Origin of the sequence: Mycobacterium sp. smrl_JER01 (assembly GCF_048513595.2) — a bacterium.
GTDB lineage: Bacteria > Actinomycetota > Actinomycetes > Mycobacteriales > Mycobacteriaceae > Mycobacterium.
Window position 1 is genome coordinate 3,262,327 of sequence record NZ_JBLXXK020000001.1, and the last position, 12,768, is coordinate 3,275,094.

The following is a 12,768-nucleotide window of genomic DNA, read 5'->3' on the forward strand; positions in this document are numbered from 1 at the left end:
ACGGGCGACTCTTGAGCCAAGTTCACCGAGTGCGAGGTTTATTCCGGCGCGGCGTGTCGTGAAGCCCCTTCGCACTTACCCTTCAGATTCAGCCTGGTGACAGCGTCCCGCGCCGGAGGACAGGACAGAAGGGGTATCCCGGTGGACAACACCGGCGGTGGAGACCGGGAGACCTCACCGATCGTTGAGGACGGCACCGACGAAGCACGACATCTGCCGCCTGACCTCTTTCGATTCCGGAGCCGGTAACAGGCTGAAACCGTGGAATCCGCCGGCTATTTCGACAAGTGTCGTGTCTACGCCGGCGGCGCGCAAGCGGGCCGAGACGTTGCGGGAGTCATCGAGCAGACAGTCGTGAGTACCCACGGTGATCAATGTGGGCGGAAAGCCGGCGAACGAGCCGTGGAGCGGCGACAGCAGCGGCGTCCTCAGATCGCAGTCACCGGCATAGGCCGCCGCACTGCGCGACAGACCCGCGCGGGAGAGCAGATCTCGATGTTCATTCCGCCTGAAGCTGTCGGAACTGTTGGTGAGGTCTGCCCAGGGGAGCATTGTCACGAGGTAGACCGCCCACACATCATCCAGCGCCGCGGGGAACGGATGCTCGGGCGCAAGTCGGTAATCGACACTCACCAGTTCGGCGCCATGGCGCCGGGCCAGCCCGCTGTGGGGCACGGGCGGCCAGCGAACTACCGGCTACGAACGCCCCGCCATGTACGTGAAAGATCAACCCTGCGTCCGTCCGGGCCGGGCGGAACCACCGAACCGGCACCCCGGCCACCATGGCCGTGGATACCTCGACTCCCCGTACCCGCCGCTGGCACGACTCCATTGCTCGGGTGATTGTGCGCGTCGCGCCCACATCCTGAACGCCCGCTGATCGCGATGCCGCCAACAGCATGAGCTTCTGGAGAGCGAGCAGCCGCCGACTCGGACGGTGAGAATCAGGTACAGACACGACCTTCTCCTTCACATCGCGGGCAGCGCCCTCACGCTGTGTGCAACAACAACATCAGCCCCACGGCAAGGAGAACGACCGTGAGGATCGCCGAATTTGGCGATCCAGCGCGACCTTGAGCCGTCGCAGGGGTTCGTTCATGCGCTCGCGCCAGATGGCATAGCTCAGCACCGGCAGCATCACTGTCGCGCTGGCGAGCAGGGCAAAACCGGTGACATCAACCCACTGGGCCAGGCTGGTCGGCACGGTGGCGCCGACACTGAAACCTGCTGCAGCACAGGCCGAGAGCACCTTGGGGTTCACGGCCGCCAGAACCGGCGCGACTGCCGGCGCCCGCCGTGGAGTGACGGAGTCCAGCGCCTGCAGCCATACCGGCGCACGTTGGCTGCGTCCCCGGCGCAGCCAGGTGAGGAGGGCGGCGAAGATCAGGAGCACTGCCAGTGCCATCGTCGCGGGTCGAATCCATTGCGGCGGGGGACCGCCGGCGTCAGGCAACTGGCCGGATACGGCGATCACCAGCGCCAGGGACGCCAGCTCCACCCACATCGCGCACCCAGCTTTCTCGTCACCGTCGATATAAATAATGAGGCTTCATTATATACTGATTGGCGGAAATGCGTACGATCAGGCGATGCCCTCGGAGTCGGATCGCATTCGGGAACAGGCGCGCACACGCGGCCGCAACAGCAGCGGAGAAGCGACACGTATCAAGCTCATCTCCGTCGCGGAGACGATGTTCGCCGACCGGGGGATCGCCGCCGTCAGCCTCAACGAAATCAGACTTGCCGCCGGACAAAGCAACGCCGCGGTGGTGAACTACCACTTCGGATCCAAAGAGGACCTGATCAAGGCCATACTGGAAGATCGTCTCGAACGCATCGATGAAGATCGAGAACGGATTCTCGACCAGGCGCTGTCGGGCGGTGACCCGGTGGAGCTCAGACGCCTTCTTGCGGCCTTGATCCTTCCTCAGGTGAGCAGCATCGAACGGGGGGAGCGACACGTCGAGCTGGTCGCTCAGCTGCTGTTTCAGGGATACGGCGAACCAGGCGGGCACGCGTGGGTCTTGGCCGATCCCCCGTTGACCGGGCACGGGCAAAGGCTCAATCAGCTGATCTGGGAGCATCTTTCGCATCTCCCTGATGCCGTCGCCACGGCGCGGCTTCGCTTCGTCTACGGTAGTTGCCTGAATGCGATGGCCGACCACCAGCGGCAACGGGCAACCGCCTCCGACGCGCCGCCCACGGCGGTGTTCGTGTCGGACCTCATCGATTCGCTGATTGCGGTCATTCGCGCGCCGGCGTCAGCCGAAACCCTTGACGCGTTGCGCGCGTGACGGAGTCCGATCAGTCAGACTTGAGCGCGGCCCTGAGTAGTTCCTGATCTGGTAGCGAGTCCAGATCGGATTCTACTGTCACCGAATGCAAGTGACCGTTCCACGAGAACGGTGGTCGATAATCGTCGCACACCGGCAGCCCTCGGTCTCGACCCAGGAGCAGCGATGTCCCGCCGTGCTGCCAGACGTGGGGCAGCGTCACCGGGGCAACCGCAGAGCAGCCGACGATGTCGTCGATGACCGCTTCCACTCGGGTTGCTCCAGCCGGAATCCCGCAGTACGCGCGGCATCGAGGCGGGGATCTTCCCGGTGTAGCCCGGATGGGCCGTCGGGATGTCGGCGAGGAAGCCCATTCCCACCGCGTGGTGGTTTCGACCGGTGAGCAATGCGGCTCGCGTCGGTGAACACAGTCCGGTGACGTGAAAGCGGCTGTATCTGAGCCCGTTTCGAGCGAGACGATCGATGGCTGGGGTCTGGATATCCGATCCGTAGCAGCCGAACTGAGCGTAGCCGAGATCGTCCAGCACGATCATGACCACGTTCGGGCCTCCCAGACGCGCGGCTACGTCGGATGTGCCCATTCCCAACCCCTCGATTCCACGAAGACATCGTAGTTAATGTGAATTCATTAATAGCATACGCGCGATTCGGCACGGCGATCTCGATGCCGGGGGACGAGGACGGCCGGGCGCCCACTGCACAATCAGCTGTACCGCGCCACAAGCGCCCCGCCGATCGACGCGAGATGGTCGCGCACGCCCTGCGGGCCGGTGACTTCGACCCAATCGATGAGCCACGCCAGTTCGCCTGCGAGGGCGAACTCGTCGCGGCCGCGGATCACGATCTCGATTCGCCCGTCCGGCCGGGAACCGCCAACGTCGAGACGACCCCCGAATACCCTCCGGAGCAGGCCGAGTCCGTCGGGAGCGCAGGTGGCCTCGGCCTCCAGAGGAGTGCGCTGTCGATCGACCTCGTCGGCGATCTCGCGCCAACTCGCGGCAAGGTCGAATCCCTGGGGTCGTTCGACGGCGTCGCCGGTCAACTCGACTGAGGACACGCGGTCGATCCGGAAGGTCCGTCGTCCAGCGTCGGTGTGGGAGAGCAGGTACCACGTGGGCCTCTTGGCGACGATGCCCAGTGGGTGCACGATCCGCTCGGTCTCGGCGCCCCCAACGGTCGACGTAGTCGAGCCGTACCTGGACACCGCGGATCACCGCGTCGTGAAGTTCGTCGAGAAACCGGGGTGGTCGGGGTTCGGGCAGGTTGGATCCCCAGTGTCGTGGATCGACGACGACCGATGACGCGGCAGCCTCGGCCTGCTCCCGGAAGGGCGCGGGCAGCGCGCGTAGGAGCTTGCGCAGAGCGGCCTTCACGCTCGGCGTGGCCGTCGAGGCTGGCCCGGCTACCAGAAACAGCGCGCGAGCCTCGCTCGCAGTCAGCCCGGACAGGTCGGTGCGCGCGCCGCCCAAGAGGCGCCACCCGCCTCCTCGGCCGGGCACGGCGTACACGGGCACCCCTGCGTTGCTGAGCGCTTCGAGGTCGCGGCGGGCGGTGCGCTCAGACACCTCCAACTCCAGGGCTACCTCCGATGCTGTCACCTGCTGACGATGTTGCAGCAGCAGCAGGATGGCGATCAGCCGGTCGGCTCGCATGCACCCACACTGCCACCTAAACCGGTCACAAGGTGACCGGTTTAGGTGGGCACTATGGCGCCATGATCACATCGACCAACGCGACCCCGGACCACCGCAAGGATCCCCGGCCAATCCTCGACCGCGCCATCACCATCGCCGGGGTCGTCATTGCCGGGATTCGGTCCGAGCAACTCAGCGACCCGACGCCATGCACCGACATGGACGTGCGGGCACTGCTGGCCCACCTCATCGGCGTGCTTGACCGAGTTGCCGCGCTCGGCAACGGCGATAACCCCTTCGCGGTCAACGAAACCCCTGTCGCCGACGATCGCTGGATCGATGCGTGGTGGGAATCGGGGAGACGTGCCACCGATGCCTGGAGCGATGACGGCGTGCTCGAACGACCTATGGCACTGCCGTGGATCGAAGGCAGCGGAGCCGAGGTGCTGGCGTCCTACTTCTCCGAGCTGACCGTCCACACCTGGGACCTTGCGACGGCGACCGGTCAGCAGCCGCACTGGGACGACACCGTCGTGGCCGCGGCATTCCACGCAGCCCGCCAGATGCTACCGGCCGAGAACCGCCGAGCACTTTACGAGGAGATCTCGGCGGCGAGGGGTTTCGGCGAGGTCGCCGTGCCGTTCGCCGAGGTTGTCCCCATACCCGACGATGCGCCCGCCATCGAGCAACTGGTCGCCTGGAATGGCCGGGATCCATTCCGTCGATTCTGACGGAGGCCAGCTACGAGGATGGGGGACGGACCCTCAAAGCTCTCGGCCACCATCGAAATGGCGTCCACCGCTGATGACCATTCGAAGCGTCGCGGACGGCAGCCACATCACCAGCAGCCCAATGCTTTTAGGATCTAAGCCAGGTGGAGGCCGTTCCCCTGTTCCTGGTGGGCGGCGCGCGAACCGGGCAGTTGAGGGAATGCCGACCCACACAACGTTCGTGACCATCTTTCTTTGCATCCGCATGGATCAGTGGGCCGTGCGGTGTTAGCATCCGCTCAACAATTCAATCGGCTGGACGGGGTGGGGAACATGAAGAGGGCAATTGCGGCCGCTGCACTGGCATTCGCGGGCCTGATGGGCGCAGCGGGCACAGCCAATGCCACTGATTACCTGGAGACCGATTCCAACGGGGTCCCGTGGTTCTGGGCCTCCGAGGCCGAATGTCAATCGGATGCCCCGCTTGTCTGGAACGATCCGAGCTTTGACCGGGCCTTCCCGTATTGGTTCTGCGGCCCCGGCGACGGCGGGTGGTACCTGTTCAGCACCGACGGCCAGTAGGCAGGTCAGCCGCCGGGGCATAAACCTGCCGTAAGCCGTTGGCGTTAAGGCGCTTTGGTCCTATCCAGCTGAGGCAGTAGGCGCGGACACTTCGGGCGCAGAGTGATTCAGCTGATGGTCACGGCGTAGTTTACCGGCACCTCTGCGTGGTCTATCCCTGCATGTTCCTCAACGCTGGCGGGACGGATCATGCCGATAGCTACGCCGAGGGCATCGGAGGAAGAACAACTTGTCTACTCGTCCGGGATGCACCAACTTCCCGACCGCAAGGCAGCCGAGGCCGTCAGCGCGCCCGCTGATCAACGCGGATCGGTACTGCGAAGTGGGACCGGTTGGCGCCGTGACGGTGTTCACTTGAAGCCATGAAGAACCTCATCATCGTCGGCGCGATCGCGACAGGCTTCGCCGCGGCCGGCCTCGGCCTGGCGGGACCGGCGAATGCGGATCTCGCTCCGGGCGACTACCACTACCGCAGCATCATGGCCGACGGGACCGTCACGGACAACCTGGTGCGGGTGACGAGCTGTGGCCCCGGCTGCATCACGATCTTCAACCTCACGTCCAACACCGACCAGGGCCAGGCGCACATTCAGGGCAACCAGTACGTGCTCGACCAGTTCGTTCCCAGTGGCGCGTTCTGCCCCGACGGCCGTCCGGTCGATGTGGTCACGCGCTCCACCTTCAACCTCGACGGTACGAACGGGCTCTACACGCTCAACGGTCCCAATCCCTGCGGAACCAGCGGCCCGGTGGGCGAGACGCGGTTCACGTTAGCTCCCGCGTGAGCGACGCGCGTAGCTGGCGCACCAGCCGACACGAGCTTGGCGCGGACATCGCAGCGGCCACCGGGTCGTGGGGGAACGTCGTGCACCGCAGCCGAAACGACGGCAGGGAGCAACTTTGCCGGACGCCGCCCAACCATCCGGTGGTCATGCCCACCGCGTTGTGTCTGTTCACGCGACACTGCTGACGATCGCAGTGATTAGCCCGATCAGGGTCAGCACCCCGACCACTACCGAGGCGGCGATCGCCCGGCCCCGGCGACGCCGGCGCACGTCGTAGATCGCCACCGCAATGCCGGCCAAGATCAACGCTGCATAGCCTGCCAGCCCCACCGTTAGGGCCGCCGCTGCGCCGGCGCTGGCGAAGGTCACGCAGTAAGCCTACGGCGCGACCGGAACCATCGCGCCGTCTGACAGTTTCGACAGGTCACCGCCACGCGGTCCGGGCGCGCTTGACGAACTCGCCGTACGGCCAGCCTGCAAAGGCCTGCGCGCCGGGCTACTCCTGGGTGACGTAGATTCCTTGAGAACAGTCCGAGCACTTGACGCAGCATTTAACGAAGGCCAGCATGTCCGACGATCAGAGCACAGACGTTCCACCGGATCACCTCTCCATCGATCCGCGCAGCGCTTTCTATGACGAAGAGGTGCTTCGCCGCGACGTGGGTGTTCGCTTCAACGGCGTTGAGAAAACCAATGTTCACGAATATGACGTGGCCGAGGGTTGGGTGCGTGTTGAAGTCCCTACCGCGAAGGATCGTCGCGGAAATCCCATGGTCGTCAAGCTCAGCGGCACGGTGGAACCTTATTTCCGCTGAGCGGAATTGCGATATGCAATAGGTTCCTGGTGACCAGCCATATCTATTGCGTCGTAATCCCAAGCCACCAGGCGGGGGAGCAGGCCATCGGTGTGCTTGATTGTCGCGAGAGTCGGACGCCTGCGACCACAGGGGACTGGTTGCCAAGATTGAAGTGCCCTGCAATGCAATGTATTAACAGCCAGTCAGTATTCTGGTTGCCATCCCGGCCAATCTGCCCATCCGGCTACCTCGATCCAGTGTTACATGTAACATGTGGCCATGGCGGTGAGAGAAAGAGTCAGCGAGTACCGACGGCGCATGCGGGAGCGGGGCCTGCGCCCGCTGCAGGTCTGGGTGCCTGACGTCCGCACCGAGAGCTTTGCCGCCGAGGCTCACCGCCAGTCCTCGCTGGTGGCGCGGGCGGATGAAGGCAGCGATGACCAGGACTTCATCGAGGCCGTTTCGACGCCATGGGACGAGGAGTGAACCGAGGAGAGATCTGGACCGTAGCGGGGGGTGTGTACGCGACGAAACCGCGTCCCGCGGTGATTGTCCAGGATGACCTGTTCGATGCCACCATGTCGGTGACGGTTGCGCCGATCACCAGCGCGTTACTGGACGCTCCGCTAATGCGCATTCGGATAGCCGGCGGAGACGGTCGATTATCCGGACTCGACGACGACAGTGACGTGATGATCGACAAGCTCACAACTGTCAGGAGATCGAACGTCCACGCTCGAGTCGGTCGACTGACTGCGGAACAAGTCGTCGAAGTCGAGCGAGCGATGATGGCATTTCTCGGCCTCGCGCGGTAACGAGAATGGTTGGGCAGCAGGACAATACGGCGTGTTTATCGCCTGTGCAATATGCAGTCGTTTACTTGACATAATGTGGCTTATCGGTATACATGCCAGTACTGTTTACCCCTGCTGATTAACAAGTGCGCGATGCCTGTCCGATTGTCCGATGTCGTTTTGCAGTTGATCGCCGACTTTTTCACCAGTCCGCCAACCATCTCATGGAGCTTTCCAGTCTTTCGCCTACCAACTTGCGCGTCTCGTGACGCTTCCGCGCTCGTGGCGTAACCGGCTTTCGTGCCGAGTCCGACAGCACGCTCATTTTCGGCGCACTTGCCCAACCCTCCCCGCTGCCGACCTATTTCGTCACTGTGACATATTGGCGATTGCATGACCCTGCTTGGCCCTCAATAGTTCGCGCGCGTTCGAGTCGAGTCAGTCTGTTGAATCAGCTTCCCAGAGAGCGACTTCTGCATCTGGTAGCGGTTCATCGAACTCGTCTGAGAAGCAGATACCTGGGAGCTGTCCAAATGTTCGCACCGGCGGCTTTGAGGCTGTAGCCGGTTCATCGCTGGCCTGCCCCGCTGCCACCCCCTTCTGTTCGGAAGGATCCGAGAAATCGTGGTTCGTTGCCGGCGGTTGGTTACACATCCTGAGAAATCCGAAATTCTTCCGTGTTACGTTCGACGGGGCCCAGCGTAATCCTTTTGTCACTGTGACACTTTAGGCTCTGTGACGTGCTCTCGTGGTTCGTGCTCCTGTTTCTCAACGCGTGCGCCATTCTCACTCGGTGGTGATCTCGGTCTCGATGGGAATCCGCAGTTGGGTCGCGATCGGCGTGTATAGGTCGACACCCTGCTCGGGGGTTCTGAGCGACAAGATCAGCGAGTAGCGCACAGGCACATCAATCCGATCCTGCCGCCTATTGTTCTTCCACCACCCGCCCGCGGGGTAGACGGCCACTAAATTACAGTGCGCGAGTTCACTTCCGGTGCCGTGCCACTCATCTTGGTGCAGCGATCCGAGATGGCGCTGACGTTCCCCGAGGAGCCATCTCGCGGAGGTTGTTGCCGCACCCGACCTGCCGTCCTCCTGAAGTTGAGCATTTCGGTTGATTCGAGCGACGAACTGCTGACGCGTCTCCAACTCCCCTTGCAAGTCGAACCGGAGCATGTGAGACGCGTAGGCATACCGCTGCCGCCACCCGCGTCGCGACGCAGACGGCTCGATGAAGTACGACAACGTGATTCGTAGCCGAACCGGCGCAGACCCAAGTTCTTCAAGTGCTTCTGTAGGCCACGGAAGCGTGTGCAGTCGGAAGCGCCGCATCGAGTAGTTGCTGCCATCGAACGGCACGAACTGATCCTGAGTGACCAGGGTGACTGCGCGCCGCGATGAATTAAGAACGGAGTCCTCTGCCGGGACGCCCCACCCGTAGCGCCGGAGCTGTTCGAGGCGAATGGCTTTCTTCTGGTCAGATTGGACTTTATGAGCCATCGCCGGAGTCCATTCCGCCTCATGGGTCAGTAGGCCACGGATCGACTCCGGCCAGTAATCGGGATATCGCTCCATGGCCAGTGCCGCCAGACGTGCCGCTTGAGCCGTCGCGGCGCTCGTGGCGTTGGCGGAGGCCAGTGCGACGTTGTTGCTGTTCCCAGTCGACCGCAGAGACAGGCTGGGGAGCTTGGGTTCGAACATTTGGGCGCCGTCGGTGAGGACGTTGCCGCCCTCCATGCAGATGTCAGGCTTGATGGGCGCGCTACGGTGTCGAAACAACATCGAAGTTCGGCTGTGGGGCGACAGATCACCAGGCTCTGCGAGTGGTGTCCAGCCTGTGTACTGAGGATGCTGCGGCGCTTCAGTCAAGTTGGTGAACGCGCCAACCGTCAACGCGTTCCATGATTGAGCGGGATCCTCGATCGCAGCAAGGTCGGAGTTGTCGGCGTGTTCCAACATGTAGGAGTCGACGTTGCCCGCAGCGACGACGATGAGGCGTGCGACATCGGGATCCGGCTCCGAGATCAGTCGGAATTGGTCACCGTCGCGAGTAATTTCCGTGCCGACAGCAAGGGCATCGATGGCAGCGGACCACAGCGTGGGGTCCCCAGGGTTGTCAGGCTTGGTGCTCAACGTGAGGGCGAATACGCGCCGACGTGCAGCAGTGATTTCCGGGAGTGCCACCGCCTGGATCGTGGCGCTTCCGTAGTCCAAAGGATCGATCGGCGCCTCGTCGGGACCCGGCTTCATGCGCACGGACTCCAGGCGATGCCGGAGCTGAACGGGGTCATTGCTCTGCAGGTCCGCGTCTAACCGATCACCGAATAGCGCGAGGCCGGCCATCGAGGTACCGTGCCCGCGCGGATCCATGTCCGCTCCCGAAGCACCGACGATGGTGTGTAGGTCCTCTGGCGCGAGGGATGCCTCGATCAGGACGTGGCTACGCAGCACGCCTGTGTCCAAGTGGCACACTGCTGGTGCGCTACCGTCGGCGAAAATCAAGCGTTCGGCCAAGTCTTGGACGTATTCGTCCTGTTCAGCGGGAGGAAGGTCCTCGATCGTCTCGATGAACTCTGGCCTGCGGATCTCCGCCAACGGCACGAGAGTGAACGGCAGCGGTTCGAGTTCGCTCCAGGTAGCCTCGACCCACACCACGAAGCGATCGCGGAACTGGATCGACCGAGGCAGCATCCGAAGCTGGTAAGCGTCCACGAACCCATTGAGGGCGCCAAGATCGCCACCCGAGGTGTCCAGCCAGAGTTCCCACCAGTGCTGTCCCCGCTGCGGTGGGTGACCGTCAGACGTCCAGAGATCAGCGAGAACGGCTTTGCGGATCCGGGAGATGTTGGCGACGAGGTCTTGGTTCGGCGGCTGCCCTGTCGTGGTGAGGCCACTGAGGTAGTCCTCGAACAGCTTCATGAACGCGGCGCGGTGCGCGTCTGCAACCCACACCGTCGCCCGTTCTGGATCGGTCTCTGTCGCTGGCCGGACCGACAGCAGGAGCCAGCGGGGCTGCTTCGGCTGTTTCCGGTGGGCAGTCATTCGGTTCAGCGACTCGAGTTTCAGGGGATACGACGCGCCCTCGCCTTCGAGGACGATAATCGTCCCCTGCGCTGCGAGCTCATCGTCAGCGAGCTGAAAGTCCCCACGTTCGCCATCAAGTTCACCGAACGCATCGGATAGCTCCTGGTTACGCGCAGCTCCATGAGTACCGCGGTTAACTGTTCGGCGTTTGAATCCGCCACCGCCGCTGTCTCCGGAGTAGCGGTCGAAACTCTCGGCAGTGGCGTACCCCTGGACATAGAGGTGGTCGAGTGCCTGGTCCTGGTCAGGCAATAGTGGCCGATCGCCGCGCGTTCAACGCTGCGACGAGATCGTCACGCTCCACCATCGCATCACCTCGCATTAGCACCGCCTTGGCCGCCGATTCCGCAGCCTTCACCAGGTCTGCATGGCTTAGTCCATCCGTGTACTCGCCAAGCTTGGCTAGGCTTGCGCGCTCAACCAGCGAGCCCAGCCGGGCACGCATCACCGCAGTGGCTTGCCGAGCGTCAGGGAGTGTGTAATCCAGCACCGCGTCGAAGCGCCGGAACAGCGCCTTGTCAAGGATCGATCGGTGGTTCGTCGCTGCGATTACGATCGATTCGGGGCTGGAGTTCTCGAGGAACACAAGGAACGAGTTCAGTATTCGTCGGGCCTCGCCGACGTCGTTTCCTGAGCGGTCCGCGCCGAGCGCATCGAACTCATCGAAGAGGTAGACGGCACGTTCCGCAGCAACGGCATCAAATACGATGCGCAGTTTCGCCGCAGTCTCACCCATGAACTTGCTGAGCAGGGCATCCAAACGGACGGTGTACATCGGCAGGGACAGCTCGGTGGCGAGGACCGATGCGGTCATCGTCTTTCCGGTTCCCGGCGGCCCGACCAAGAGTAGGCGGTGCGATGGCGCGAACCCATGCTCAAGGAGATTCTTCCGCTGACGCTGCTCGGCGAGCAACTGCTTGATCTGAGCAGTCCGTTCCGACGGCGCCACCAGTTCACGCAGGTGAACCTGGGGATGCGATGCTTCGACAAGCTCGGCCAACTCGCCACGAACTCGTGGAAGTGCGGTGACGTTTGCAAGGGGGGCGCGTTCACGCGACGCGTCGACTGCTTTCTTTATGTTGTCGGCCAGGACGTGGTGCCCTTGCCGGGCTTCGCGTGCCGCGATCTGCAGTGCGACGGAATAGAAGGCGGCGTCGTCGCCGGCAGCGTGGTTGCGAACCATCGCCGTGATGTGCTCGCCGAGGCCAGCCATGACGCCTCCCTTCTGGCGGAATGTGCTGCGTAGCGTAGATCGTACGGTCTGACGCTGGGTGCAAAGCCGATACCTGGCCGAATAAGTCTGTGCGGCATCAAGCCGAAGGAAGGATCCACGGCTGCTCGCGGCGCTCCCGCAGCGGCAGCCGCATGCATCTGGTGTCAGGAAATCAGGGGAAGCGCTGCCTCGATGATCACCTTCCCGACTTCGGTGCCGGCCGCGGTCGCGATCGAAGTCATCGCAGCGGTAGCCAACGTCTTGAGCCGACCCGGGGACGGGGAATCAGAGTTCGATTCACCGCGGATGTCCGACACTAGCTCTTCGGCGGCGGCGCGGGCCTGTTCATCTGTGACCGCGGGAAGGACCTGTTCGATCGCATCGGCGAGGGTTCGCGCTTGTTCCACCTTCTGTCGGACGTTGACAGTCTGCGTGGCGCCGGGACTGTTGAACGCGACGGCGACACCGCTGCTGCCCTCGATGTGCAGGTACGGGCTCTGCACCTCGGCGACGCCGGGAAGGTCCCGCACCGACTTGCCCGACGCCGCGTACCTCTCTCCATAGGGGGTCAGCTTCGGCCTAAGGACGATCCTCTGCATTGTGCCGGTGCCGCCGACGTAGCCCTCCTCCATTAGCCACTCCAGCGCGGCGTTCACCTCCTCGCGAGTGACTTCAGAGCCAGACCAAGAAGTTGCCTCCATGAAGTCAGCCGGTTTCGCCTCTGCAATGGTGGCTCCTTCGAGCCGCAGCTCGTATAGCCACGCCAGCACGCCGTCCCGTAGATTCCACAGCCGCTCGGCCTTGTTCATGGCGGTCCCTCCCCTGCTTGCCAGTGACGGATCAGGGTAACTGTGCGGTCCGACAACATCGGGCGC

The 12,768-nt window shown here is 63.3% G+C and carries 15 protein-coding genes and 1 pseudogene; 7 read left to right on the plus strand and 9 right to left on the minus strand.

Annotation, left to right across the window (positions count from 1 at the left end; all coding sequences use genetic code 11):
- Positions 1-174 precede the first annotated feature (174 nt).
- A complete protein-coding gene (locus ACNUDN_RS15340) occupies positions 175-675 on the minus strand; it encodes an alpha/beta hydrolase fold domain-containing protein (protein ID WP_419122742.1) in 501 nt (166 codons plus the stop codon).
- Between the two features lie 337 nt (positions 676-1,012).
- Positions 1,013-1,504, minus strand: a complete 492-nt coding sequence (locus ACNUDN_RS15345; RefSeq protein WP_419122743.1) for a GAP family protein — start codon at positions 1,502-1,504, stop codon at positions 1,013-1,015.
- An 85-nt stretch (positions 1,505-1,589) separates the two neighbouring features.
- On the opposite strand from ACNUDN_RS15345, the gene ACNUDN_RS15350 reads away from it, so the two are divergent.
- Positions 1,590-2,294 carry a TetR/AcrR family transcriptional regulator gene (locus tag ACNUDN_RS15350; RefSeq protein WP_431960151.1) on the plus strand — a complete coding sequence of 235 codons (705 nt, stop codon included), beginning with the start codon at positions 1,590-1,592 and terminating at the stop codon, positions 2,292-2,294.
- Positions 2,295-2,308: 14 nt separating this feature from the next.
- Here ACNUDN_RS15350 and ACNUDN_RS15355 read toward each other — a convergent pair whose 3' ends face one another.
- The 3 genes and pseudogenes from ACNUDN_RS15355 to ACNUDN_RS15365 form a co-directional block, all read right to left on the minus strand.
- On the minus strand, positions 2,309-2,875 hold the full coding sequence (locus ACNUDN_RS15355; protein ID WP_498450157.1) for a sulfatase-like hydrolase/transferase: 567 nt from the start codon (positions 2,873-2,875) through the stop codon (positions 2,309-2,311).
- Between the two features lie 122 nt (positions 2,876-2,997).
- Entirely contained in the window at positions 2,998-3,498 is a 501-nt protein-coding gene (locus tag ACNUDN_RS15360) for a helix-turn-helix transcriptional regulator (protein ID WP_419122745.1), read from the minus strand.
- A gap of 334 nt (positions 3,499-3,832) precedes the next feature.
- Positions 3,833-3,946, minus strand: a pseudogene (locus ACNUDN_RS15365) (HTH domain-containing protein); the annotation flags it as partial.
- A 62-nt stretch (positions 3,947-4,008) separates the two neighbouring features.
- On the opposite strand from ACNUDN_RS15365, the gene ACNUDN_RS15370 reads away from it, so the two are divergent.
- From ACNUDN_RS15370 to ACNUDN_RS15380, 3 genes are all read left to right on the plus strand, one after another.
- Positions 4,009-4,659, plus strand: a complete 651-nt coding sequence (locus ACNUDN_RS15370; RefSeq protein ID WP_419122746.1) for a TIGR03086 family metal-binding protein — start codon at positions 4,009-4,011, stop codon at positions 4,657-4,659.
- 312 nt (positions 4,660-4,971) lie between these two features.
- Entirely contained in the window at positions 4,972-5,220 is a 249-nt protein-coding gene (locus ACNUDN_RS15375; RefSeq protein WP_419122747.1) for a hypothetical protein, read from the plus strand.
- Positions 5,221-5,582: 362 nt separating this feature from the next.
- Complete coding sequence (locus ACNUDN_RS15380; protein WP_419122748.1) at positions 5,583-6,005, plus strand: hypothetical protein; 423 nt, start codon at positions 5,583-5,585, stop codon at positions 6,003-6,005.
- 168 nt (positions 6,006-6,173) lie between these two features.
- On the opposite strand, the gene ACNUDN_RS15385 is transcribed toward ACNUDN_RS15380, so the two are convergent.
- Positions 6,174-6,374, minus strand: coding sequence for a hypothetical protein (locus tag ACNUDN_RS15385; protein ID WP_419122749.1), 201 nt, complete (start codon positions 6,372-6,374; stop codon positions 6,174-6,176).
- A 197-nt stretch (positions 6,375-6,571) separates the two neighbouring features.
- Between ACNUDN_RS15385 and ACNUDN_RS15390 the strand changes: the two genes are divergently transcribed.
- From ACNUDN_RS15390 to ACNUDN_RS15400, 3 genes are all read left to right on the plus strand, one after another.
- A complete protein-coding gene (locus tag ACNUDN_RS15390) occupies positions 6,572-6,820 on the plus strand; it encodes a DUF3297 family protein (protein ID WP_419122750.1) in 249 nt (82 codons plus the stop codon).
- 261 nt (positions 6,821-7,081) lie between these two features.
- Positions 7,082-7,288: an antitoxin MazE-like protein gene (locus tag ACNUDN_RS15395; RefSeq protein WP_419122751.1), complete on the plus strand. Its 207-nt coding sequence runs from the start codon at positions 7,082-7,084 to the stop codon at positions 7,286-7,288.
- Positions 7,285-7,617, plus strand: a complete 333-nt coding sequence (locus tag ACNUDN_RS15400) for a type II toxin-antitoxin system PemK/MazF family toxin (protein ID WP_419122752.1) — start codon at positions 7,285-7,287, stop codon at positions 7,615-7,617. The genes ACNUDN_RS15395 and ACNUDN_RS15400 overlap by 4 nt, the downstream gene beginning before the upstream one ends.
- A 765-nt stretch (positions 7,618-8,382) precedes the next feature.
- Here the strand turns inward: ACNUDN_RS15400 and ACNUDN_RS15405 are convergent.
- The 3 genes from ACNUDN_RS15405 to ACNUDN_RS15415 all read right to left on the minus strand — a co-directional run bounded on the left by ACNUDN_RS15405 (position 8,383) and on the right by ACNUDN_RS15415 (position 12,702).
- The gene (locus ACNUDN_RS15405; protein ID WP_431960156.1) at positions 8,383-10,932 is read right to left on the minus strand and encodes a S8 family peptidase; all 2,550 of its coding nucleotides are present in this window, start codon (positions 10,930-10,932) and stop codon (positions 8,383-8,385) included.
- Positions 10,925-11,893, minus strand: coding sequence for an AAA family ATPase (locus tag ACNUDN_RS15410; protein WP_419122754.1), 969 nt, complete (start codon positions 11,891-11,893; stop codon positions 10,925-10,927). The genes ACNUDN_RS15405 and ACNUDN_RS15410 overlap by 8 nt, the downstream gene beginning before the upstream one ends.
- A gap of 164 nt (positions 11,894-12,057) precedes the next feature.
- Complete coding sequence (locus ACNUDN_RS15415) at positions 12,058-12,702, minus strand: hypothetical protein (protein WP_419122755.1); 645 nt, start codon at positions 12,700-12,702, stop codon at positions 12,058-12,060.
- Between the last annotated feature and the right edge of the window lie 66 nt (positions 12,703-12,768).